This is a genomic window from Roseiconus lacunae, assembly GCF_008312935.1.
GTDB lineage: Bacteria > Planctomycetota > Planctomycetia > Pirellulales > Pirellulaceae > Stieleria > Stieleria lacunae.
This window is the reverse complement of the sequence record NZ_VSZO01000022.1, coordinates 111,846-135,576: the sequence shown is the minus strand read 5'-3', so window position 1 is coordinate 135,576 and position 23,731 is coordinate 111,846. Positions and strand designations below refer to the sequence as shown.

18 protein-coding genes and 1 riboswitch are annotated in these 23,731 nt (G+C 55.2%); of the genes, 11 read left to right on the top strand and 7 right to left on the bottom strand.

Annotation, left to right across the window (positions count from 1 at the left end; translation table 11 throughout):
- Window positions 1-12: 12 nt before the first annotated feature.
- Window positions 13-840, top strand: coding sequence for a PB1 domain-containing protein (locus tag FYC48_RS21765; RefSeq protein WP_149498906.1), 828 nt, complete (start codon window positions 13-15; stop codon window positions 838-840).
- Here FYC48_RS21765 and FYC48_RS21760 read toward each other — a convergent pair.
- A complete protein-coding gene (locus tag FYC48_RS21760; RefSeq protein ID WP_149498905.1) occupies window positions 777-1,388 on the bottom strand; it encodes a hypothetical protein in 612 nt (203 codons plus the stop codon). The two genes, FYC48_RS21765 and FYC48_RS21760, sit on opposite strands and share 64 nt — an antisense overlap.
- Window positions 1,385-1,786 (bottom strand): DUF4112 domain-containing protein, encoded by a 402-nt coding sequence (locus FYC48_RS21755; RefSeq protein ID WP_149498904.1) that lies wholly within the window; start codon window positions 1,784-1,786, stop codon window positions 1,385-1,387. The genes FYC48_RS21760 and FYC48_RS21755 overlap by 4 nt, the downstream gene beginning before the upstream one ends.
- 119 nt (window positions 1,787-1,905) lie before the next feature.
- Here FYC48_RS21755 and FYC48_RS21750 point away from each other — a divergent pair, with 119 nt between their 5' ends.
- The 4 genes from FYC48_RS21750 (at window position 1,906) to FYC48_RS21735 (ending at window position 5,781) form a co-directional block, all read left to right on the top strand.
- Entirely contained in the window at window positions 1,906-3,009 is a 1,104-nt protein-coding gene (locus tag FYC48_RS21750; RefSeq protein WP_149498903.1) for an endonuclease/exonuclease/phosphatase family protein, read from the top strand.
- 268 nt (window positions 3,010-3,277) lie between these two features.
- Window positions 3,278-3,366, top strand: a riboswitch (cyclic di-GMP riboswitch).
- A gap of 56 nt (window positions 3,367-3,422) precedes the next feature.
- Entirely contained in the window at window positions 3,423-4,091 is a 669-nt protein-coding gene (locus tag FYC48_RS21745; RefSeq protein ID WP_149498902.1) for a hypothetical protein, read from the top strand.
- A 47-nt stretch (window positions 4,092-4,138) separates the two neighbouring features.
- Window positions 4,139-5,308, top strand: a complete 1,170-nt coding sequence (locus FYC48_RS21740; RefSeq protein ID WP_235034358.1) for a pilus assembly protein TadG-related protein — start codon at window positions 4,139-4,141, stop codon at window positions 5,306-5,308.
- A 56-nt stretch (window positions 5,309-5,364) separates the two neighbouring features.
- Window positions 5,365-5,781 (top strand): TadE/TadG family type IV pilus assembly protein, encoded by a 417-nt coding sequence (locus FYC48_RS21735; protein WP_149498901.1) that lies wholly within the window; start codon window positions 5,365-5,367, stop codon window positions 5,779-5,781.
- Window positions 5,782-5,829: 48 nt separating this feature from the next.
- On the opposite strand, the gene FYC48_RS21730 is transcribed toward FYC48_RS21735, so the two are convergent.
- The 5 genes from FYC48_RS21730 to FYC48_RS21710 all read right to left on the bottom strand — a co-directional run bounded on the left by FYC48_RS21730 (window position 5,830) and on the right by FYC48_RS21710 (window position 13,323).
- The gene (locus tag FYC48_RS21730; protein ID WP_149498900.1) at window positions 5,830-7,029 is read right to left on the bottom strand and encodes a right-handed parallel beta-helix repeat-containing protein; all 1,200 of its coding nucleotides are present in this window, start codon (window positions 7,027-7,029) and stop codon (window positions 5,830-5,832) included.
- A gap of 91 nt (window positions 7,030-7,120) precedes the next feature.
- Complete coding sequence (locus tag FYC48_RS21725; protein WP_149498899.1) at window positions 7,121-7,690, bottom strand: thioredoxin family protein; 570 nt, start codon at window positions 7,688-7,690, stop codon at window positions 7,121-7,123.
- A gap of 75 nt (window positions 7,691-7,765) precedes the next feature.
- Window positions 7,766-9,082, bottom strand: a complete 1,317-nt coding sequence (locus FYC48_RS21720; RefSeq protein WP_149498898.1) for a citrate synthase — start codon at window positions 9,080-9,082, stop codon at window positions 7,766-7,768.
- Window positions 9,083-9,471: 389 nt separating this feature from the next.
- The gene (locus FYC48_RS21715; RefSeq protein WP_149498897.1) at window positions 9,472-12,489 is read right to left on the bottom strand and encodes a type II secretion system protein GspD; all 3,018 of its coding nucleotides are present in this window, start codon (window positions 12,487-12,489) and stop codon (window positions 9,472-9,474) included.
- 345 nt (window positions 12,490-12,834) lie between these two features.
- A complete protein-coding gene (locus tag FYC48_RS21710) occupies window positions 12,835-13,323 on the bottom strand; it encodes a PDZ domain-containing protein (protein ID WP_149498896.1) in 489 nt (162 codons plus the stop codon).
- A 377-nt stretch (window positions 13,324-13,700) separates the two neighbouring features.
- Between FYC48_RS21710 and FYC48_RS21705 the strand changes: the two genes are divergently transcribed.
- From FYC48_RS21705 to FYC48_RS21680, 6 genes are all read left to right on the top strand, one after another.
- The gene (locus FYC48_RS21705) at window positions 13,701-15,290 is read left to right on the top strand and encodes a Na+/H+ antiporter NhaA (RefSeq protein ID WP_149498895.1); all 1,590 of its coding nucleotides are present in this window, start codon (window positions 13,701-13,703) and stop codon (window positions 15,288-15,290) included.
- A gap of 123 nt (window positions 15,291-15,413) precedes the next feature.
- Window positions 15,414-16,475 (top strand): LOG family protein, encoded by a 1,062-nt coding sequence (locus tag FYC48_RS21700; RefSeq protein ID WP_149498894.1) that lies wholly within the window; start codon window positions 15,414-15,416, stop codon window positions 16,473-16,475.
- 175 nt (window positions 16,476-16,650) lie between these two features.
- The gene (locus FYC48_RS21695; protein WP_149498893.1) at window positions 16,651-18,102 is read left to right on the top strand and encodes a Gfo/Idh/MocA family protein; all 1,452 of its coding nucleotides are present in this window, start codon (window positions 16,651-16,653) and stop codon (window positions 18,100-18,102) included.
- A 119-nt stretch (window positions 18,103-18,221) separates the two neighbouring features.
- Window positions 18,222-21,092 (top strand): hybrid sensor histidine kinase/response regulator, encoded by a 2,871-nt coding sequence (locus FYC48_RS21690; protein WP_149498892.1) that lies wholly within the window; start codon window positions 18,222-18,224, stop codon window positions 21,090-21,092.
- A 511-nt stretch (window positions 21,093-21,603) separates the two neighbouring features.
- Window positions 21,604-21,981, top strand: a complete 378-nt coding sequence (locus tag FYC48_RS21685; RefSeq protein ID WP_149498891.1) for a hypothetical protein — start codon at window positions 21,604-21,606, stop codon at window positions 21,979-21,981.
- A gap of 330 nt (window positions 21,982-22,311) precedes the next feature.
- A complete protein-coding gene (locus FYC48_RS21680; RefSeq protein ID WP_160149691.1) occupies window positions 22,312-22,950 on the top strand; it encodes a PH domain-containing protein in 639 nt (212 codons plus the stop codon).
- Window positions 22,951-23,731 lie beyond the last annotated feature (781 nt).

Below are 23,731 nucleotides of genomic sequence, written 5' to 3'. Positions count from 1 at the left end.
AAGAGAGGCATCATGATTAAGCGACTGATCAAGCGAGTCTTGCTGGTCGGCTTCACGTTGATCGCCGCTCTCGCCCTCAGCGCCTGGTGGGGGTATCACCAAAGTAAGAAAGTGCCCGATTTCTATCGGAACGCAATCCAATCCTCCAAGGTTTCGGCCGAGGAGGTTGCCGAATCGAGTGAGCAAATGCAAGCTCAAGTCGAGCAGTTGCAAGCCGATGTCGAGCAAGTCGGCTTGTGGGAAGCTGTCTTCGCTGAAGAACAGATCAACGCATGGTTGATCGACCAACTGCCACAGCATTTCCAAAAATTGCAAGCGAAAGGTTTGCAGGATCCTCAAATCAAAGTCGACGAAGGCAACGTGACCGCGGCGGCGAGGATCAAGAGCCGCCGGTTTGATGGCGTTGTCTCATGCAATCTGAGTATTCAGATGACCGATCAGCCGAATTGCTTGGCGATCAAGTTGAATTCAATCTATGCCGGAGCTTTGCCACTGCCATTAGCGGGATTGAAAGACAACATCGCTAAAATCTTCGCGAAAACCAGTCTGAACCTTCGCTGGGATGATCAAGATGGCGAGACGGTTGCCCTGATCGATATCCCCCAAAAGTATTCTGGGATGGAAGCGGCACCGGTGATTGTCGAGTTCATCGAACTCAATGACGGCAAGGTCTGCTTGGCGGGGCGATCGGGAGAAGGCACACTTGCGGATTTCGAACCGCGTGGAGCGGTATATGAAATCGCTTCGCTGAAAAATCGTCCCGAGGCGTCGCTCGATTATCCCAGACGCAGCGTCCATGGCGGTGGGGCAGGCTCCGACGAGACGATCTCGCTCGACTGATCGGAACTTCGACTTGGCCGAGCCGAGTTGCCGATCAAGCGATTCGTTTCAGCTGATGGCATCATTCTTAGCTGCCATTCAAGTTTCAGCCGAACACCGATCTGAAGTGTCGCTGATTGTTCGATCATGACCGTCAGATGGACGAGATCGTGACTCGCAGTTTGTCTTCCGAGGTCGTAAGTGACGATCGAGCCACCGGCGAGTTTGGTGACCGTGCCACGACCTCCACCAATGTCGCCTTCATAGTCGAGGTACCTGTGGCGATGATCGGGCAAGCGGAGCGCTTGATAAGTGCCCGGAGGAAACCTTCTCGCCCCGGGCATGCTCTGCGGTAACGGATCCGTTGCCCAGGTTGCTAGGCCGCCCGGTTCTGAACTGTTCGAGCTTTCGGTAGGCGGCCGGCTTTCGGTATGCGGCAGGTCGAATAACCAATCCCAATGGACCGCCCCAGCGGCGACCGCCTTGTTGCCCGGACGCCGAAACCCGACTCCGACACGGTGTTCAAGAATGGCAAAGCGACGGACCTGATCTGGGGAAATCTCGGTCACGGCTTCGTCGGCGGCGTGTCGGGGGCGTTTGGATTATTGGCTTCACCGTAGCGGCGAGCGACGGCTTTTTCGAGCAGTTTGGCGTTACGATTGTTTGACTTAAAAAACATGTCGAACACGTCACCGGCGACCGGGACGGCACCGACGGTTGAATCGACGAATAGATTAAAAAACATCCGGGCAATGGTTCGCATCGGAACACCCAAACGCGCCGCTTCGACAATCAGCCACAAGCTGACCGCTGCTGTTGCCACGTCACCGGCACCGGGGATCAGACCGACCAAGCTGTCTAGGCCGAAGCGAATTTTCGTGCCCGGGATTGCGTATCGGCTGTCCAGCCACGTGGCGATTCGCCGGACGCGAGCGACACGTCGCTGAATTTTTTCTAGTTCTGACATTGGATTGGTCTTGCCGTGAAGATTCCATCTTTTCTATAGCGGCACGGAAGACGCGTCGATAGGGCGATACCGTTGGCTTTTTCGTCAAAACCTTCACAGGAGTCGGCAAGGAGGCCGGGGTGGGACTGTTTTCGAAACGTCGTAAGAAGAGCTCATTTAAAAGCAGCCTACCACTGTTGCGCTGGTTTGGTCCCGGCGCGACCACGGCGGGTTTTCTTTATGCGGTCTACTTGGTCCTCACGGGTGGTTGGAGTTTTTCATCGCTCGACGAATTGATCGGTGGCGATGAAGACGCGACCTTCCGCGGCGAAACGGTTTCACTCGATCAGCTTGGTGGGCTGCCCGAAGACAAAATTCTGATCGCCACGTTCAACATTGAAAACTTTGGCGACAAAAAAGCGGATACCCGTGTAAACGATCATGGCGTTGATGTCATGGGAACAATCGCACAGATTGTTAGCAGGTTTGACCTGGTCGCCATTCAGGAAATCCGGGGAGACGACGGTGCCGCCCTCCAGAAGCTCGTCAACCTATTAAACGAATCCGGTGGAACGTTCGCGGCGACGATCAGTGATCCGATCGGCAACGAGGCACGCCGTGAGTGCTATGCCTTCGTTTACAACTACTCTCGAATTCGATTGATTCCCGGGAGTGCTTACGTCGTTCTCGATAGCGGCGAGCGGATGTATCGCGAACCGATGGTGGCTTCGTTTCAAACGGTAGTTCCGCCGGAGAGCAATCAAACACCGTTTCGCTTCACCGCGATCAACGTGCATACCGATCCCGATGAAGTCGACCCGGAAGACCAAGACAGTGAAATCAACGTGCTCGCGAGCGTTTTCCAACGCGTCCGAGATTTCGAGTTTAGGCTGCGCATGGAAGACGACTTTATCTTGCTCGGTGATCTGAATGCCGGTCCGGACCAATTGGGGCAGCTCTCGCAGATCAACGGCATGGTCAGTTTAGCGGGCGACATCAAAACGAATGTCAGCCGCAAGAAAACAAACGACCATATCCTGATCGATCGCATTGTCACCGCGGAATATGCCGGCCGCAAAGGCGTGGTCAGCTTCATCGAGGACCTGAATCTGACACTCGAGCAGGCCGATTCGATCAGCGATCACCTTCCGCTATGGGCTGAGTTTTCTCGATTTGAATCGCCAGCCCCGGTCATCGATGCCCCCGCGTCCGTCGCCAGCAGCCGAACCCGCGAGTTGGAGTGATCAAAGATACGATCGCTAGCCAGTTCTGTCAGCGGTAGAAAATAGTCAACAGTTTGGCACGTTGTCGCCGCGCACTTGCATATTCTTTTGTGTTGTCCAGAACGCCAGGGGGGTGAAAGCAGTGCTTTGCAAAAATTGGGTGTCACAACCGGTACGACCGGCGTAGTGATCACCTCTTCTTGGGGAAAATCAGTGTCGTTTGGCCATGCATTGACCGGATTTGTCATAGGTTTCCAAATACCAGGTCAGTCGTTTGGTTCCCATTTCACCCTCGAAACGGCAAACCACGTGTAAGCGTGGGACGCAAAGTCATGGGTCCGGTTGTTGTCAACTTCGCCGGATCGCCAGACCACCGAAAGGGATCAATGTTGGCTTGGCAATCTTTTCTATCGTTCAGCCAGTAGGGAACCACCATGTCAACAGTCAACACATGGGACGATCCGCGGTGCGCACTCAGTCGAGTGTTCCTGTACCCGTTTCTGTATGGAAGTATCGTCCTCGTCGTCTTTGCCAACACCGCGGTGGTAGCCGCCGAACCAAAAATCTTCCTCGTCGAAGAAGATTGGGAGTTGGTGATCAATCAGCCTGAAGTTGCGATTAACTCCCCACAGATCGCATTCTTTATGTATCCCGACTCTGGACGCGATGATCTGTACTTTCAGCTTCAGATGAACTACGCCGCCGAAGAGGGCTACTCCAGCGGCGGTTTCCGCGTGGGTGCGTTTTCAGGAGACCATCCTCGAGACGAGGAACGCAGCCGCATCAGCGAAACGCTTTCTTGGGACAACGATCGATTGCGTTGGACCAGTGCGATGGCTGTGTTCAACAACCAGCTAATGTTCGCCGTCAAGGATGGCTATGGTTATCAGTGGGGTGTGTTTGGTGGACCCGAATACTTGGTAGAGATGAATGACGAAGGTCTGGTCAATCTCGCAAATTACTCACCGGCGCAAAGTTTGGCAGCGGTTGATATCGGCTTCGGTTCGAACAGGGTCGCATCCATTCGGCTTAAGACGGTTCGGTTGATCCGTACCGATGGAAGCCAGCAAGTGATTCAAGTCAATGAGTTCGCTCATCAATAACTTGCGTCTTTAGCGATCAACTCTGCCAAACAACCCCCAATAGAACCGTGAGATATACATCCAATCTTGCCGCAATCGCGGCCTGTAAAAGCCTTCGTTACTCGACCCGACTACCCCATCAACGAAAAGGGGCGGCCGCCGTCTTCGGCGTTTTCTTACTCGCTGGTCTGCTGATCATGAGTGCGGTCGCCGTCGATTTCGGTCGCATCAGTGTGTCACGTTCCGAGATCAAACGCACCGCTGATTCAGCAGCAATGTCGGGAGCGTGGGAACTGTTTGATGCCGCAGTCGAAGGTCAAACGCCTTCAGCAGCCCAGTCAAGCGTTTCGGAAATGGCATCTCTATTCGCCGCCAAGAACACGGTGGCTTCCAATGTCCCTACTGTGAACGAGCAGACCGATATCGAAATGGGCTACTACGACATGGAAACGGGGCTTCTGGATACATCGAATCCAGACTACAACGCGGTTCGTGTTCACGTTCGGCAACGAGAGGCAGACGGTTCTGGTATCTCACTTTTCTTTGGTGCCGTCACTGGGCGACACAAGCAGTCGCTTGAAGCTCGCTCCACTGCGGCATTGTTCAAAAAGATCGGTGGCTTCTATCGTCCGAAAAAATCCGGCGAAACACTGAATATCTTGCCCATCGCTTTAGACCTCGAGACATGGGAAAAAGTGATCGCCAAGCAGACTGAAGACAAGCTTGGGTATAGCAACGGGCAAGTGACCAATGGCGCAGATGGGTATTTTGAATGCTCTCTTTATCCGACCGGAACTGGATCGCCGGGAAACCGCGGGACGGTCGATATTGGCAGCGCGAACAATAGCACCAGTGATTTGCGTCGTCAGATTCTGCACGGGATTTCACAGCAGGATCTTGTCGATTTAGGCAAGCCGTTGGCTTTCGACTCCAATCATGAACTGCAACTAAATGGGGACACCGGCATCAGTGCTGGGATCAAGGCACAGCTTGCAGAGATCATTGGCCAACCTCGGATCATTCCCATCTTCACGACCGTTCACGGCAACGGCAACAATGCGATGTACACCATCGTCCGGTTCGAAGGCATCCGTATTCTGGGAGTGAAGTTGACCGGGCCAATGAAGAAAAAGCATGTCACGATACAGCCGGCTCCCACGGTCGCTCACCACTCTATCATCGAGGAAGAAATTATCGAAAGCGAGTATCTATTCACTCCGGTCATGCTGGTGGAATGATGACATTGCTTTCGTACTAACCCGACAACAGCATAAAAATACAACTTGGTTTCGCTATGAATATTCGTCGACGTAAAAAGAGTCGCCAGGGAGCGGCAGCGGTTGAATTCGCATTGATCGTTCCGCTGATGCTGACGTTTACCTTCGGCCTGATAGAGATGAGTCGAATCAGCATCATCAAAGAATCCATCGTCCAGGCCTCACGCGAGGGGGCGCGAATTGGTATCCGCCCCACGGCTTCCAGTTCGGACGTTCAATCTCGGATCAACGAGGAACTAGGCGTGATGGGCATAACGACAGCTAGCGTTTCGATTACCCCAAGCCATCTCGATACCGCGCAGCCTGGTGAAGAGATCTCTGTCAAAATTGAAATCCCAATATCCGAGGTGAGCTTCATCCCGGGGTTCTTCAATTTTGATGGAGTCGATATTTCTGCCGAAACAGTGATGCGACGCGAAAGCACCGGCACTTAGCAGGTGCCGTTTTCAAACACCGGTGTGTTTCGATCGTCCAACTATTCGCTACAACGTATTGGTCACGTTGTTATCGGCGACGATCTGACGGCACTCGCCGACTTGCCGGATCGGTTCGCCGACCAAGCCGGAAAACAGGTTGCCTGTGATCACTACCGATTCGCATTCTTCGAGCAATACGCCAGCGGCTTCGTTGGGGTTCGGTTCTGTTTTGGTGGGTTTGGGGGCACGGCGGCGCTGAACCGTTCCATCTTCGTCACGCCCGATCCAAGTGTCGCTAAAGTTGTTGCCGCCGATGGTGATCGCGCCCGATTGTTTTCGGACGGCTATTCCTATTTGTTTGACGATCGTGAACGTGTTTGCCGAAACAGCGCATCCGTGGGCATCACGTAGATCAATGCCGCCCGCGAATTCATGCGCGATGACGTTGGCGGACAATGTGATCCCATAGCAATCGCGATCTAAAACGATTCCCCATCCTTGGCATTCTTCGATCATATTGCTGGCGACAACCGATCCATAAGTGTTTTCAATGACGACGCCATCGCCGAGATGGTCATCCAAATTGTTGCCACTCATCGTGAGATTAAATGAATCGACGCAGCGAACCCCGTCTTGGTTTTCTTCGAATTGATTCGCCGAAACAATGATGTCGTGGCAGCCGCTGATCTCTAGCCCGCTGGACTTGTTGTAGGTCAGCAAGTTGTTGATCACGCGAGGGTCTTCGTAGCACCAATCCAGTCGAATGCCGTCGCCACCGTTTTTGCTACTGGAGACGGATTTGATGCAAATCTCTTCGATATAGCGAGCTTCGATCCCCGCGCCGCTCTTCTCATTCCCGGTGATGCGCAGCTCTGACACCGTGACCCGCCACAGTCGAGCTTTCGAGGGGACCGATTTGCCGACGAAGTCCGGATGCTCGATCAAGATCGCCGGTCGTCCCGAAGTGTTCTTGTTGACGATCTGCGTTGACGTGCCCGATCCGACGATCAGTGTATCGCCGGTGGAAACATGAATGGGCTCTGTGATCTCGAAGGTTCCCGGGGGAATCCGCACGACGCCGCCCGATTTAGGAATCGCGTCGCAAGCTGCTTGCAACGACGGAAAGTCACCGGCGTTGACCTCAAGAGGAGCGTCGCTGGCCGCGGTGGCTGCTGAATCTGCGGCGAAAACTTGCGGAATGGCAAGCGGGGCGACGCATGAGAGCCAAAGAACTGCCGGGATGTGAAGTGTTGGAAACATCTTCATGGTCACTCATCAATACTGCGGAGGGAAACAAAGGGAGGGTCCGCAGTATAAGTGATCAGAGAATGCGAGATTCGCCGGTGGGGCGTCGACTTCAGTCGCCGTGCTTTTCACGCAGTCGGGGCGACAAGCGAAGCATCCACTGGATCCGTTCGAACTCACGAAGCCAGTCGTCGGTTACATCGTCCAGCAAGGTCTGATTGACGTCACCGAAGCCGGTCGGGCAACTGGGGCCCAGCTGTGTCGCGACCAGATGACGATAGGTCGAGATCGTTCGATCGCCATAGCGACCACACACCTGATTGTCTTCGCTGACAAACAGAACCGAGGGGACGCGACGTCCGCCACAGGTCCGAATCGCATCGGCGAGGTCGGGGTGATCATCCCGATCAAAGTAACGAACTTCGATCCGATCACAGCGTTGGCCGAAATGGTCGAAGATGGGGCATTGGTTGATACAGTCCCCGCACCAAGCTCCCGCCGAAACGAACACTTTCATTGAGCGGACAAAGCTGCCGAGCAGGCTTTGCTGCGATTCGTCTAACGAAACGTTGGCGTGAACTTTGTCCCAGCGTTCCCGTTGCGACGCGTTGGCGTATTGGTCCAAGAAAGCCTCGTAGGCGAGACCCTGATCGAACAACGTGGTTAAGTCGAGATCCGTCATGGCTCTTGCTGCACATCCTCGGTGATGATTCGCCTCACTCCATGCAATCGTCGCATGGGTGAAGACTGGAAAACACTAGCGTTGTTCGATCGGAACGACTTTGCGTTCGGTGTCGCCGGTATAGATTTGACGCGGGCGGTAAATTCGCTTGCCGGGGTTGGCGTGCAATTCACGCCAGTGGGCGATCCAGCCGGGTAAACGTCCGATCGCGAACAGCACCGTAAACATCTGCACGGGGATTCCCATCGCGCGATAGATCACGCCGGAGTAAAAGTCGACGTTAGGATAGAGCTTGCGTTCGACGAAGTACTCGTCTTTAAGTGCGACTTCCTGAAGCTCCTGCGCGACGTCAAACAAGGGGTCGTCGATATTGAGCTTCGAAAGCAATTTGTCGCAGCAGGCGCGAATGATTTTTGCCCGTGGGTCAAAGTTCTTGTAGACACGGTGACCAAATCCCATCAGCCGGAAGCTGTTGTTTTTATCTTTGGCCATGTCGACATACTTTTTCACGTTGCCGCCATCAGCGGCGATTTGTTCCAGCATGCTCACGCAGGCTTCGTTGGCACCGCCATGCAGCGGACCCCAGAGGGCACCGATTCCGGCGGAGATCGACGCAAATAGATTCGCATTGCTACTTCCGACCATGCGGACGGTCGACGTGCTGCAGTTCTGTTCGTGATCGGCGTGGACGATCAGCAACAAGTTCAAGGCTTCGGCGAAGTCCGGGTCAATCATGTGTTCGTGCGCGGGCGTCGCGAACATCATGTGCAGGAAGTTTTCGCAGTAATCCAAATCATTGTTCGGATACATGAACGGCTGGCCGATCGATTTTTTGTAGCTGTATGCCGCGATGGTCGGCAGTTTGGCGATCAACCGAAAAATCGAGATCTCGACTTGTTCTGGGTCATCGACTTGCATGGAGTCTTGATAGAACGTCGACAGGGCACCGACGACGCTCGACAGAATTGCCATCGGGTGAGCATCACGTGGGAAGCCGTTGTAAAACGACCGCATGTCTTCGTGGATCATCGTGTGATGCCGAATGCCGCTGCGGAACGCGGCCGCTTGCTCGGAATCGGGAAGCTCACCGTGGATCAACAGGTATGCGACTTCGATGAAATCACAGTGTGCCGCCAGTTCTTCGATCGGGTATCCGCGGTAACGCAGGATTCCTTTTTCGCCATCAAGAAACGTGATCGCACTGCGAGTGCTACCGGTGTTGACGAAGCCTTCATCCAAAGTGACCAAGCTGGTCATTTTCCGCAGCGCCGAAATGTCGATCGCGCGTTCGCCTTCGCTACCTTCGAGCAACGGCAACTCGATCTCCTGATCCCCATACGTCAATCGAGCGGTTCCGACGTCTTGAGTTTGGAATTTATCGCTGGCGGTCATGAGGTCGTCCGAATTGGATTGAACTGGCAAAGGTGGGTGAGGCATCGGCCCGGTGAGAAGATTCCGCGTCTTGAGACGAAATGCAGAAATTCACCGGCATGGAGGCAGTGTCGTCCATCGAAAAGCCCCGAAAGCCAACGGCGTTCGAAGAATTTCGTTAAGAAGCACTTGGCTAGGCGCTGGCACCGAGAGAATGGGATTCATGAGACGACGCAGTCCTGGCCGATCCGGCCGCCCTAAACTTCTCGGATCCCTGCCGCATGCGAGTTTAACGCGGTCCGCCAAAGCGAGCAATTAGCCCTCGATTAACTCTGCCCCAATTGGGGCACATCCAAGAGGCCCCGAAACAATATGCCGCATCAGGATGACGGTGATCGTCCGGTCGCTCGTTAACGATACGGATCAGCGTTTCGCATTCGCTCGATCGCCTTGGCTGCCGCACCTTGCGAAGCCGCGTCGGGTAACTTGGCTTCCCAAGGGCGACAATTACGATTCAGCGGGCCGTTGAAGAGCGGCGTGCCGGCTTGCTCCCAATCGTCGACACGGTTGGCATCGAAGGGGAACTCACAGTGTTCGGCTTGTCCTGGTTCGATGATGTGAGGAATCAATGCCACGATGATTTCGCTACGTGATCGGCGGGACTCGCGGCGTTGGAACAACGGTCCAATATGTTTGACGTCACCGAGGATCGGGGTTTTTCGAATCGCGACACGATCTTGTTCTTGGATCAGTCCGCCGATAATCATTCCTTGATGATTATTCAGCATCACTGAGGTTTCGATTTCACGCGTGGTTTCTTCGGGCAAGCGTGTCTCGGGATTGATTTCACCACTGCTGACCTTGGGTTTGACCTGTAGCAACACCCGGTCATCGCGACTGATGGTCGGCGTGACTTGCAGTACGATGCCTGTTTCTAAGTATCGCACGTCTTGGATCGTTGATGTTTCGGTCACGGTGGCGACCGAATAGCCGAGTTGCTGCCCGACCTGAATCTTGGCCGTTTGACCATTGACCGCCATCACCTGTGGTGTTGCCAATGTTTTGGCATCCGCGGTTTGCTGCATCAACGCCAACCAAGTCGACAAGTCTTGGCCGTTCACATCGGTAAAGAAAAATGGATTCGCCGACATCGCACCGTTGTCCGATGTCCGGAACGTGCCGTGGTGCGCACCGCCGTTGAAATGACGAAGGTTGACCCCGTGTCGCATCCCATCGGTCAGTTCGATTTCTAACACACGGGCCTCGATCAGGACTTGTCGTGGTGCCTGATCGGCTTCGATCAAATACCGCTCGACTTGGTCGATTACCTCTGGCACATCAATAACGACCATCGCTTCGCATCCTTGCCGATTGTCGGTTTCGTCAACTTTCGATGCGTAGGCAGTCCCGACGGGCGAGAGCAGCGTCTGGACGGTCGGATCGACCGTTCCCGATCGGGCGAAGTCGAGACGGAAAACGCGCACCTGGCGAGCGTCCAGCGGCAAGTTCTCTTTGGGATAAATAAGGATCAAGTCGCCGTCACGCTGCATCGCCAGTCCACACATCCGCACCAATCCTTGAAGTGTTTTCTCGGGCGACAATCCCGAAACGTTCGCGGTAACGGTGCCGTCAACGCCCGGGGCAATCAAAAGGTTTAAGCCATAGCCTTTCGCCAACATTTCCAAAACAACGCGAACATCAACTTCGTTTACATTCAGCGTCACGTCTGACGGGGTGTCACTGGCATTCACGGGAACCAACGAGATTTCCGCTTCGGTGGAGCGTGGCGAGGCAGGTTGCGAATACTCCGGTTGCATCGGTTCTGGTACCGTCGACGCAGCCGGAGGCAATATCGCAGGAACTGATTCGGCAATGTCTTTAACGGCTCCGGCAGCAACGCGAGCATCGGAATCCAATCGCGGCGACGGTGTTTTTCCGGGTGGAACCGACTCGATTTCCACGGGGGCTACCGGGGGCGCGTGTTCGGCCGAGACCGTCGATCGCGATGGATCGATTTCTTCTTGTTCAATCATCGGGCTTGAACGAAGGTGGGGGCGTTTGAGTGGCGGAAAGTCTGCCTTGCCCTCCGCCCACAACGCGGCATTGCGATGGTGTTGGCCCGCCCCGGTTAAAAGCAAGTCCGTCCAATCATCGGTTTCGTCTCTTGATGATGTGTGCTTGCGGGTGGCGACCAGTTGTGCGGTGTTGGGCTGAGAGGTGGTGGTGGCTTCGGGATCCAGTTGAGGCTCCATCGGCGGTAGCGCAAACGCATGGGGGGCGGCATCGGGGCGATTCGATGTCGATGGGGAGATTTCGGCGATGGCCTTCACGACACCAGCGGAGTCGCTTGCGGACGATCCGACCGTTTGAGCCGGCATTCGCTTGTTGATCACGATTGGCTGCGGGCCGACCGGTTTCGGGGCTGGCTGACTGACTCGGTTGGTGATCATCGAAGCCGCCGAAATTTGGCCGTTCGATCGGTAAGACGCCGGGCCGGAGGATACGTCGCTTTGGTGACGCGGATACCTTTGCGCAGCATCGGAGGCGGTAGGGGCGGTCGGACGATCAGGGTGACCATCCGTCGAATCCTCGGCGACAAAGAACGGGTTGATCGTCGGTTTGGCACTCAGAAGCGATGAACCCCAATCTGCCTGAGGTCGTGTCGCCGGTGTAGGACGCACCGTCGCAGCAGAACGTGATGTTTGAGGAGGTGATGCTTGAGCAGACGATGACGAGACCAGCGAAATCTCAGGCGCATGGTGCGATTCAGCGGTATCCGAAGCGACTGCGCTACTGCCAGCAACCGGCGTACCTGGATTCATCGTGGTCGTCGCAGGAGGCACCTCCGGCGCGTCTTCGGCGAGCATGCTGCCGTGGTGTTCTTCCCCCGGAAGCTTGACGTCGCTCGGCATCGCGAACGGATGGGCCGCAACCGGAGTCGTTGGCTTTGATTCGCGACTGCGTTCGGATGAATTTGCGGCAGTGTCATTCGCGGCAGTGGAAGCTTGGTTCACCGGGACATGAACCGCCGCCGCAAGCTGCTGCTTCATTTTTTCGCGAAGCGCGATACGTTCGGATTCGGTTTCGATAATCGCATCAAACGTCGCACGCATTTTCGACGCTTGTTCGATCCGCGGAAATGCTTCCAAGCCGCTTTGCAGCACCGCGGCCTCGGTGGAACGCTCTTGAATTGTCTCGACGACCGACAGCTCAGACGCTGTTTTTCCCGTGGTCACATCCCGCGTACCGGTCACGATCGCATGGCAATGCAGCGGCAGTCCGCACGTGATGACTCCGACCACAAACCAAACCCAGCGTTGCCCCGCGATACGGTTGGGACTCGGCACACGGTTGGTACACGAATCTTGCGTCTGACGTTTCAAATCTGGTGCGGGACGATGAGCTCGTTGGCTGGTTACTGACGTCATTGTTCACTTGCCGGACTGGGGGGTCTGGTGCCGCGAACCATGGGGCGGCCTCCTGTGTGGATTGAATCGGTCAGTCGTCGAGTGAGGGTTAACCGACAGCGAATCGACATTCCGAAAGCGGGGGAGTTTTTGTCGATCATCCGTCACAACCGGCAAAGTTGACTCAGCGCTCCAGGGTGCCCGAGGCTTCCGCGATGCCCCAGGTTGCGAGGGAGGGGGGGCGTGTTTCGTCGCAGCGAAATAGTTTCGAACTGACGCATCAGCCGACTGGTTAGACCCCGTTGTTGCCACCAAACCGCGGTTAATGCCAAGCGTTCAATCGTAAAATCGAACTGGACCGTCGCGCTAGGATTTCATTCCCAGCGTCTCACCGATCGTTTGCAATTGAACGACGACCGTTCGTAATGATGAAGAGCGTTTCAGTATGAGGAGCCGGGCAACGCCGCTCGGCGAAGCATCGACCAATCGATGCAGTGGAACGCTATCGTCGCCGATCCACCCGACTTGGCGGCCATCGATCGCGATGATCCGGTCACCCGCCTCGATGCCGGCTTGTTCGGCAGCGCTCAGGGGCGAAACCGAGGTCACGACGGCACCCGAGCCGGTGGGATTGGTTCGGACACCAAGGATCCAGCGGCGAAGATCGGAGGTGGCGGTCTGCGTTACCGTTGGCGACGTCTCGAGATCTCCGGCGTGCGTTGCCGTCGGCTCGACGGTTGCTGGTGTAGGAGCATCGCCGAGTGCCGCGGCGGTCACGATCCCAACGATCAGGCCAACGGTGATCACCAAGTATCCGTAGATCGGTTTCTCAAGTTGTGATTCTGGCATTTTCATGGTCGTAAGCACTCGATGCAGGGAAGCGAAGCGGTGGTGATTGCCGGTTGGTAAGACTCCAAGCGTCCGGGAATCGGCTTTGTTACTGGCTTCTTAAGATTTTTTGTCGCCGAGGGAATCTGCCTCGGCAGCGGAACCTGCGGCAAAACTTCGCGATCGCCTCAACGGCAAACCTCGATTCTGCAGGATCAAGCTGGCGGAAATAAGCGGATCTGCCGAGTGATGGGTGACCCGGTGCGGAATCTGGGCTTAGAAAAGGTGGACACAATCGGTACGATGCCCTGCCCGTTTGGCGTTGCCCGATCTGGATACTTTCCGGAATTGGATTCGCCGCCCATTCTTTACCAGCCCGCCGTTCACCGAGATCTCCACCGTCCATGTCTGGGCACACTAAACCGAAAGGCTTGTTTGGCTTTTTTGTCGACAACTCGCTGTTTTTAATCACCGGGGCAGTCGCGGCCCTGATCTGGGCCAATTGGGCCGCCAAGAATCAAAGTACAAGCTACCACGATTTCATCCACTTTGATGTGCGAACACTCGTCGGTGCCGGCGGAAGTCACGGTGACGAACTGGGCGATCAGCACAGCTCTGATCAGCAAAGCTCTGATCAGCAAAGTGGCGAGCGCGAAGGTGTTGAAGGGGTTGACGAACCGGCGGCCGATCTGACGCCGGCTTCCGAAGGCGAGCAGGGAGTCGTCGACGATGAAGGACCGCAGACGTCACCCCCGGAAACTGAAGTTGACGCAGTTGATGCGGTCGAGGATACCGATCTCGATAACGCCGGTGCGGATCCCGTGAGTGAGTCTGATCCGGTAGGCGATCATGAATCTGGTGATGGGCACTTGGCACCCGGAGAGCATCCGGCGGAAGAACACTCGGGCGAGAGCAGTCACCACTGGTATTCGCTGCTGTTCATCATCAACGACGTCTTAATGGCGTTGTTCTTTGCGATCGCGGCGAAAGAAGTTTGGGAATCTCTACTGCCCGGAGGGGCGCTGTCGAATCCGCGAAAGGCGGCAACGCCGTTGTTGGCGACGTTCGGCGGGATCGCCGGGCCGGCATTGTTTTTTATTGGCGGTGCGATGTTGACCGGGACGACCGCGGACTTTGGCAAAGGCTGGGCGGTGCCTTGCGCGACGGACATCGCATTCAGTTACTTAGTGGCTCGCTTGATCTTTGGAACGGGGCACCCCGCGATCGCGTTTCTGTTGTTATTGGCGATCGCCGATGATGCGGCAGGGCTGGTGATTCTGGCGATCTTTTATCCCTCCGCACCGATCGAACCGATGTGGTTGATCCTGACCGCGAGCGCGATGGCGGTTGCTTGGATGCTCGCCAAAATGAAAGTGCAATCACATTGGTTTTACATCCTTGGTCCCGGCATCGCGTCATGGTTCTCGTTTTATGAAGCCAACATCCACCCGGCACTTGGCCTCGTCCCGATCATTCCATTTTTGCCAAGTGCGAGTTCTGATCTTGGCATCTTTGCCCGTGAAGAGCTCAACCGCGAAGACACGCTCAACGAATTCGAGCATTTCTGGAAAGTCCCCGTTGAAATCATCCTCGGCCTTTTCGGGTTGGCCAATGCCGGCGTTGTCCTCAGTAGTCTGGGCACCGGGACGTGGTTGGTCTTGGTCGGACTGTTGGTCGGTAAGCCGGTCGGCATCACGTTGATGACTTGGCTCTCCGAGCGTGTGCTAGGTTTGGAAAAGCCGGCCGGGATGGACTATCGCCATGTCGTGACGTTGGGGATGGTCGCCGGGATTGGTTTCACCGTCGCCCTGTTTGTATCGGTGGCGGCGTTCAAAGATCCGGGACCGATCCAGGACTCGGTCAAGATGGGCGCCTTGCTCAGCTTTGCCGCCGCGCCACTGTCGATCTTAATCGCCAAGGCTTTGGGGATCAGGGCAGGCGGAAATACCGATCCGGCTGGCGGTACCGGTGATGGCGGCGTGCAACACGCGTAATGCTTCGTCGGCCTTGATCAGTGTTCAAGCGGTAACACCAGTCACATCGTGTTTTCCGGTAGCCTATTAGACCATCTGGCCGGCACACTATTCGCCTCCTTTTTAGAGACCTACCAATCCGCCATGGATGCAAACGATTTCGACCCGCAGGAACTTCCGCCGGAAGCCATCGGTGAAAGCGAAACCGAACGACCGCAACCGGCCGACGAACCGATTGTTGAATCCGCTCCGCCAGAGAAGCATTCGTTGTTTGACGAGATGCGGGCGACAATCGATCGACTGGAAAACGATCAAACGTCGCGCGGCGATTTGAAAATCCTCTCGCGTACGCTGCTAGAGCTACGTTACGCGTTCAAGGTATTCCGGCCGTATCGGCGGCGACGTAAAGTGACGATCTTTGGTTCGGCACGAACCCAGCCTGACCATCCAGATTACCAATCAGCGGTTCAACTCGGTCGCGCGATGGCGGGACACGGCTGGATGGTGATCACCGGTGCCGGTGGCGGGATCATGGAAGCCGGTCATGTCGGCGCGGGCAAAGAAGCGTCGATGGGATTGAACATCATGTTGCCCTTCGAACAAGGGGCTAACCCGGTCATCGATGGCGATCCGAAACTCGTCACGATGAAGTACTTCTTCACCCGTAAGCTGATGTTCGTCAAGGAATGCAGTGCGGTTGTTTGTTGCCCCGGCGGCTTCGGGACGTTGGATGAAGCGCTCGAAACATTGACGCTGATGCAAACAGGCAAACAAACGATGCTGCCACTCGTTTTGCTCGACCATCCCAACGGTAGTTACTGGAGCGACTTCGGGAAGTTCATCGATCGAAACCTTGGCGAAGGCGGCATGATCAGCGGCGACGATACCGCGCTTTATCGCATCACCAATGATGTCGACGTTGCGGTCGACGAAATCCTGCAGTTCTATCGTCGCTATCACAGCATGCGATATGTCCGCGATCGACTGGTCTTCCGATTAAAGGAGCGTTTAGCCGACGAAAAACTTGCGTTCGTCAACGATCATTTCGCCGACATCTTGGTCAAAGGTTCCTTCGAACAGTCTCGTTCGCTGCCCGAAGAGGCCGGCGAGCCGGACTTGGCGGGCCTGCCCCGATTGGTCTTCCGTTTCAATCGGCGCTCGCTCGGTCGACTGCGTCTGTTGATCAACGAGATCAACCGAGACTAATCTCACCACGTCGCGGGATTTGCCGAGGTTTCCGGCTTGTCTGGAAAAAACTGCACTGCGCCATGTTGGAAAGAAACAGTGCGGTCGGATGGTAAACGTGGAGACGAAAACGCCGATTCAGGGTATGATAAAGGCGTTCATTTCGACTTTCCTCCCCTTTGCCCCCCACCTTGCGATGAATAGATATTCCCGTCGTCAGTTCGTTGGAACCGGAACGACCGCGGCGGCCGCTTTGGCCGTGACTTCAAGTTTGCCAGCCCGTCTGTCATGGGCGGCAAACGCCAACGAAGAAATCAACCTCGGCTTCATCAGTTGTGGCGGTCGGTCACAAGGCTTGATGAGTCAGTTTTCCAAAGTTCAAGGCGTGAACATTGCCGGACTTTGTGACGTCGATGAAACACGATTGGCGTCGGCGAAGAAGCGTTTCCCGAAAGCTCAAGGTTGGACTGACCTTCGAGATTTGATCGCATCGGATAGCATCGACGCCGTCGTGATTTCGACCTGCAACCACTGGCACTGCTTGGCCGCAATCTGGGCGATGGAAGCCGGCAAAGATGTTTACGTAGAAAAACCGTTGTCGCACAGCCAATGGGAAGGCAAGCAAACCGTTGCGGCGGCTCGAAAGTACAACCGCGTATGCCAACTCGGCACCCAGCAACGCTCCGATCCGATGCAGGCGGAGATCAAGAAGTTTTTACACGAAGAGAAGGCGCTCGGTGAAATCAAAGCCGCACGCGTCAACCGCTACGGGATTCGAAAGTCGATTGGCAAACGCGACACGCCGTTGCCGATCGACAAAAATGTGGCCTACGATTTGTGGCTCGGCCCGGCAGCCGACGAACCGCTGTACCGCGAAAGCCTGCACTACGATTGGCACTGGGATTGGAACACCGGTTCGGGGGAAATGGGCAATTGGGGCGTTCACGTCCTTGACGATTGTCGCAACAACATCTTCCAAGACAGCGTCGCATTGCCGAAGCGAATTCTTGGTGGTGGCGGACGTGTCGTCTACAACGACGCCGGTGAAACCCCGAACGTTCACTTCGCATTCTTTGATACCGGATCGATTCCCGTCGTGATCGGATTGAGCAATCTGCCTGCCAAACCCGGCGACAAACGTAGTGCCGCTCATCCCGGTCCTTCCAGTGGATACATGGCGTACTGCGAAGGCGGCCGTTTCGAAGGACAGCGTGGGCGTGCCGCGGCGTACGACAACGATGGCAAGAAAATCCGCGAGTTCAAAGGCAACGGCGACGTTCTTCACCAACAAAACTTTATCGATGCCGTTCGCGCAGGGGATCGATCGATCCTCAATGCCGAAGTCGAAGTCGGTAACGACAGCACCGGTTGGTGCAACTTGGCAAACATCGCCTTCCAAGCCGGCCAAGCTTACTCCGCTAAATCCGCTAACCAAGTTGACCTGTCCCAGTGGAAAGATCTGCTCGGCGATATGGAAGAGCACCTTGCGGCCCACAATTTGAAGTTGACCGATAGTCAGATCAAACTCAGTCCGATGCTGGAACTCGATTCGGAGACCGAACAGTTCGTTGGCGAAGGTGCTGAACTGGCCAATCCGCTCCTGAAGCGAGAGTACCGCAAAGGTTACGAAGTTCCGGAAATCGTCTAGAAGCGCGCGGGTCTGCGATGAGTTAAATCAGCTTTCGATGAAGTCGGCATCGCCGGCTTCATCGATGTTTGTTTTGTGAAACGGGGACATCAACATCGCGAATTAAAAAGGCGACAATAATGATGAGAAGTCTCCGCATAGCCTGTCGGTGGTGTTGTAAACGGAAGTCTCACTGTCCGTGGTTCGGCTGTCTGCGGTATCACAAGAAGCAGGGATCAAAGGCTCGTGTTGACAGCGGTTCGTCCGCATCGCTCCTATTCCGACTCGCGTGTCTGATCGCCGCTTGGCTTGTCGTCGCATCGTCGTTAGCCCCCACCCGGGCCTATGCCCAGGCCTCCGCCGCGAGGTCCGACCAGACTTTTCGCGAGGGCACTTCTTCGAGTGAATCCACTCCCTCCGGCGGCACGAATCAATTGGTCGCGACTAACCTCGGACAAGTGGCGAGCTACTACGGTCACCCAACACTTTCCAGGGTTCCTGTTGATATCGAGGCGTCGGTCAACTTGTGGGATCACCGTACTTCGGATTTATTCATCGAAGATCAGTTCGATGCGATCTACATCGCCGCAACCGAAAAAGCGTTCGCCGTTTACCCGCGTCTTGCACCGGGAACGAAAATCCGTGTCCGAGGGTATCTTGATGTCGATGACTTTTTTATCTCGGCGGACACAATCGATGTGCTCGACAAACAGGAATTAAAGAGATCGGCCCCTGTCATCCTAAGTGAATTGGAACTCGGGGAGTTTTGGTCACACTATGTTCGGGCGGAAGGTGAGTTAACCGAATTGGCTCGAATGGGAAGCCACTGGAAAGCATTGTGCAGCATCAACGACCGAGAGTTCGTCATTCGCCGCCGCGACGAATCGAGCTATTTTGATTGGGATCGCTACCTTCATCGAACCGTCATCGCGAAGGGGACCCTGAGCTGCGAAATCGACGCCGATGGCAACCCAACGCGTTACTTTTTTCAAACCAATGAAGCGGATCCTCCGCTCGCTTTGGCTGCCGAGTCAACTCGGCAAGGCCCCACGACGCTGCCGACCGAACCGACATCGATCGCGACGGTCTTGCAACTGCCGGTAGGGAACCGCCCGGTATTGATTCGTGGCCAAGTCACCGAAGTTGTTCCGAACCGGCATTATCTTTTAGAGCAAGACGGAAATCACTTGCTGGTCCGATCGAACATCATCCAATCGGCAATGGTTGGGAATGCAGTCGATGCCTATGTTTATCAATCTGGTCCGAACACGTTTTGCAACCTTTACGTGCTTTCGAGAGGCCAGCAATCGATGCCCCCACCTCTAACTGACGTTCGGCAAGTGGATGTCAATCACTTGCCATTGAGGGTTCGGCTTCGTGGAACGTTGGTCACTTCCCATCGGGCCGGCAACCATTCATATCTGACGCTGCGCGACCAAGGGGTCGATTTCGTTGCGAAAATCGATTCGGTGATGTCCAATCTCGAATCGCTTGCCCTTCCGACCGCCAGAGAACTCTCCGTGTCAGGAACGGCCGTCCCGGTGAGTGGCAATGCGATCGCGTCAGGCGGTGATGTTCATCCAGCGTTCGTGATCGAAGTACCGTCGATGACAGAGATTCATGTGACCGCTCGTTGGTGGCAGTTCTCGCCATCAATTGCGATCGCCAGTCTGACGATCGTCGCGATCGCCTGCACCGTCGGGATGATCTGCTTCGCGACGTTATGGTTACGACTTCAACGCGCCGCCGACGACAATCGGAACCTACAGTTTCAGTTGGTGCAAAGCCAGAAGCTCGACGCCATCGGGCGTCTGACGAGCGGAGTTGCGCATGACTTTAACAACTTGCTGACGGGTATCGCGTCGAACTTAGAATTGCTTCAGCGTTCATCAAATCAACCCGCTTCTGAATCGGCCGAAAATCTCCGATCCGCGATTCGCTGCACACAGCAAGCCTCACGTTTGGTGCGTTCCCTCTTGGGGTTTGCTCGACAAACGAAGGTCGAATTGCTACCAGGCGATATCAATCGAACGGTCGAAGAAACTGCGCTGCTCGCCCGTTCGACGTTTACCAAGAATATCACCGTCACGACAAAACTAGCTCAGAATATTCCACGTTGCCGATTCGATCAGGCTCAGCTTGGTCAGGTGCTGTTGAATTTGTGTTTCAATGCGAAAGACGCCTATGACGGCCAACGGGGAACGATCACGATCGAAACACAATACCAGACCGACGGTAACCAAGGCCCGGGCTTTGCGGTGATTCGTTGCCATGACGATGGGATGGGAATCGCTCCGGAGATTCGCCCACGCATTTTTGAACCATTTTTCACAACAAAGAAAGTCGGGGCCGGGACCGGGCTTGGACTGTCGCTGTCCTATGGCATCGTCAAACAGCATCACGGCACAATCGAATGCGATAGTAAGGTCGAATCCGGCACCACCTTCACGATCCGGATTCCGGTGATGGATCAGTGCGACCATCCGGCGAATGCGCAGTCCAATCAACGATCAAGTTCACCCCAAACCATACGGCGGACCGACGTCGCGGCTTCGCCGCTGATACCGGACTCACATCATCTTTCGGAAACGACCGATGGTCATTCTGACGTGATGCCGAGCCTTCACGTCATGTTGGTCGATGACGATCATGAGGTCCGCCGCGCCGCCATGTTGAGCCTGGAGACACTCGGACATCGCGTTACACCGGCCGTCGATGGCGCAGATGCAATGAGTCAGCTACGCAATGGTTTACGACCAGATGTCGTGCTTCTCGATCTGATCATGCCTCAAGTTTCGGGGGCGGAAACGCTTGAGCGAATGAAAGAACATGATCAATCGTTGCCGGTGATTATCTGCAGCGGGGTGATCAACGAAGTCGACGAGCGTCTCGAGGGGTGTCTCGCCCGGCCAGACGCGTGCATCGCGAAACCGTTTCGACTCGCCTACCTCGACGAAACTCTCAATCAAGTCTGCGAAAGGACACGAATCGAGCAATCGCCCGCTTCGTGAAACGTGCCGGAATTGACATGCTGATGTGGTTGATCACCACGCGGACGTTACCGGACGATTTTGCATCGTTCTCGTATTGGCTCGATGGTTCGGTCAATAAACAATCAGCTAACTCAAATTTAACCGCAAGGCTGGTTGGAAATCGAACAGGTTTGCGACCTTCGGCGATCTAACGCACGAACGATGGCGTCGTGAAAAAACCCGAAGTTGTTTGGCAGATCACCCACTAACGTAAGTTGCCGTCGCCTTGGTTGCCCGAATTTGGCGACGCTGACGCACCGTTGCGTGTTTGGCTAGCGGGTTTGTACCGGTGCATTGGGGTGTTTTCTGCGTCGAGCGAAACGTGACTTATGCAGGTTCACGGCACTGGATTCGACCGCTCTTACACCACCTCGACGAGATTGGTTGCCGTCCGGCACAGCGTTTGCCACTCACCGGGTTGTTCGAATCGATCGCGAGTCTCGCTGCTCGCCGATTGAACCTTTCAACCAATTCTGCAAAGGAACCAACCATGCGATCTTCTCTTAAACTGCTTACCGGATTGTTCGCCGTCGTCGCACTTGTCGGCTGCAACGATAGCCCCACCGATCGACAAGCGGACGCGGTCCGGGACAACACTCAATCGCTCGCCGAAGATGTTCGTGATAGCTCGCAACAGACCGCTGAGAACATGCGAGAGTCGGCAGAGCAACGGGCCGACAACATCGAAGAGCGATACGAATCCGCTAAACCCGCCGTCGAAGACAACGCAGAAGAACGGGCCGAAGCGCTTCGTGATCAAGCCGAGAATGCAGCCGATGCCGTTGAGTCGCAAGGTGAGCAAAAGGCCGATCAAATTGAAGAGCAAGGTGAACAAGAGGCCGATCAGCTCGAACGGATCGACGACTGATTCTGTCGCCGTTTCCATCTGGAAAAGACAAGGATTGATCGTTTGTCACTGCCGTCGGCTTCCGGCGGCAGGTCGACGGCCTAGTGCTCCGTCTAAACCCAGTGTTCGGGGCCGCTTGTCAGCCGACGGTCGCTACCCGGTTGTTGACCAACAACCGTGGCTAACGCCAAGCGGCCGATCCTAAATCGAAACGTTGACGGAGCACTAGTAGAGATAGATGCTTTCTTTCGTGTTCACTCGCGTTGGAAGGCAGCCACTTTCATTCGAAACGAGGATTACTGAATGCCAGCGGATGCGATTGCTGACTCTCCCCTCCTTTACCGCTGTCCGATGTGCAAGACGGCCGTCGAAATCAATGAGCACTACATTGGTGAAACCATTGATTGTCCATCTTGTAAACGTCCTTTCGAGGTCACGCCGCCGCAGGCACTGCCGATCGGCATCGATTCGACAGACAGCGGCGAGCCAGGCTCGCGGGCGGTCTCTAGCGAGGATGTCGTTGGTGCCGAGTCGGTCGAGATGGTGATCCATCCTGTCGTATTTCGACGGCATTTCGTTGGCAGCATGATTGCCGTTGTCGGCTGTCTTGTTGCAATCATTGGGATTGCATTCGCTTTATCTGGGCGACCAATTGGCGGTCTGCACTCGACAGTCTTACTGGTGACGAGCGGGGTCGTCTTTCTGGTCGCCGCATTTTTCCTGACAAAGTGGTATTTGCAAAGCCGGTTTCAATCGCTGAGCTTAACGAACCAGAGGTTGGTATACACCGAGGGAATTCTTCATCGCCGTTCGAGCGAAGTGCGGCACGGTGATGTTCGAAACGTTCAGGTCAGTCAGAGCTTGTTCGAGCGAGCATTCGCATTTGGTGACATCGCGATTTCGAGCGCGGGGCAAGACGACATGGAACTGATCGTCAATGACATCCCCCGCCCGCAGGAGGTCGTCAATTTCATTCGTGAGCATCAGTAATCTAGCGACGTTAGAAATCCGTGATCGTAGTGGGATGTCGCCGGACGCACGTTGCAAGATGTGAGTTTTGAATGCGGGGAGATAAACTCTCAATGGGATTTCACGGTCGCGCGACGAATCGTTCACCGCTATTTCTTTGATCGAAATAGTGTCTCCAGAGTCGACCTGTAAAGAATCGTAGTTTTTGGCCAAAGCGTCCGCGCCGGAAACACCCGTGGCCGATAGGCTCAAGGCAAACGATTGGAGCAAGACCAACGGAAGTTGATTCATCTTCATCTCGGTCCAGCGGGTTAACGGCGGGTTCTGCAAAGGACGCACGACGTTCACACAGCATTGCAAAACCGAGGGGATAAGCGAAGTTTCTGTAAAACCTTTGCTTGATTGGTGAACCTTTTCGGCACCGCACGGTCCAGACAACACAAAGGACCTCACACAGCTAAAGGAATCAACATCTAAATGTCCGGTGAAGGGATCACCAGCAGACGCTCCCCTTTTAGCAGGGTGGCGAGAAGCATCGCGTCTTCGTAACGGCGACGTTTTCTGCGCAGGAACGTCTTTCGTGCAAGAAAAGTGGCAAGTTAGTGCTTCGCCAATCTTTGAAATTCGGATTGGCCGCAAGGCGTAAGCCACGGATTCAATGCAATCACCGTGGCTAACGTCCGTCGGCTGATGAGGCGAACCAGTGCTTTCAAACGGAACAGAGAACTAAGGCACGGTGCCGGTTTCGAAATCAGATTTAATCCGGCCTGCTTTAGGGGCAGGGCTCGCACGAGAGACGGAT

Excerpts from the sequence above, each read along its gene's own strand:
- FYC48_RS21765 (WP_149498906.1), top strand. The coding sequence starts at position 13 with ATGATTAAGCGACTGATCAAGCGAGTCTTGCTGGTCGGCTTCACGTTG.
- FYC48_RS21735 (WP_149498901.1), top strand. The coding sequence starts at position 5,365 with ATGAATATTCGTCGACGTAAAAAGAGTCGCCAGGGAGCGGCAGCGGTT.
- FYC48_RS21730 (WP_149498900.1), bottom strand. The coding sequence starts at position 7,029 with ATGAAGATGTTTCCAACACTTCACATCCCGGCAGTTCTTTGGCTCTCA.
- FYC48_RS21745 (WP_149498902.1), top strand. The coding sequence starts at position 3,423 with ATGTCAACAGTCAACACATGGGACGATCCGCGGTGCGCACTCAGTCGA.
- FYC48_RS21710 (WP_149498896.1), bottom strand. The coding sequence starts at position 13,323 with ATGAAAATGCCAGAATCACAACTTGAGAAACCGATCTACGGATACTTG.
- FYC48_RS21690 (WP_149498892.1), top strand. The coding sequence starts at position 18,222 with ATGATGAGAAGTCTCCGCATAGCCTGTCGGTGGTGTTGTAAACGGAAG.
- FYC48_RS21680 (WP_160149691.1), top strand. The coding sequence starts at position 22,312 with ATGTGCAAGACGGCCGTCGAAATCAATGAGCACTACATTGGTGAAACC.
- FYC48_RS21725 (WP_149498899.1), bottom strand. The coding sequence starts at position 7,690 with ATGACGGATCTCGACTTAACCACGTTGTTCGATCAGGGTCTCGCCTAC.
- FYC48_RS21720 (WP_149498898.1), bottom strand. The coding sequence starts at position 9,082 with ATGACCGCCAGCGATAAATTCCAAACTCAAGACGTCGGAACCGCTCGA.
- FYC48_RS21700 (WP_149498894.1), top strand. The coding sequence starts at position 15,414 with ATGGATGCAAACGATTTCGACCCGCAGGAACTTCCGCCGGAAGCCATC.
- FYC48_RS21705 (WP_149498895.1), top strand. The coding sequence starts at position 13,701 with ATGTCTGGGCACACTAAACCGAAAGGCTTGTTTGGCTTTTTTGTCGAC.
- FYC48_RS21695 (WP_149498893.1), top strand. The coding sequence starts at position 16,651 with ATGAATAGATATTCCCGTCGTCAGTTCGTTGGAACCGGAACGACCGCG.
- FYC48_RS21715 (WP_149498897.1), bottom strand. The coding sequence starts at position 12,489 with ATGACGTCAGTAACCAGCCAACGAGCTCATCGTCCCGCACCAGATTTG.
- FYC48_RS21755 (WP_149498904.1), bottom strand. The coding sequence starts at position 1,786 with ATGTCAGAACTAGAAAAAATTCAGCGACGTGTCGCTCGCGTCCGGCGA.
- FYC48_RS21685 (WP_149498891.1), top strand. The coding sequence starts at position 21,604 with ATGCGATCTTCTCTTAAACTGCTTACCGGATTGTTCGCCGTCGTCGCA.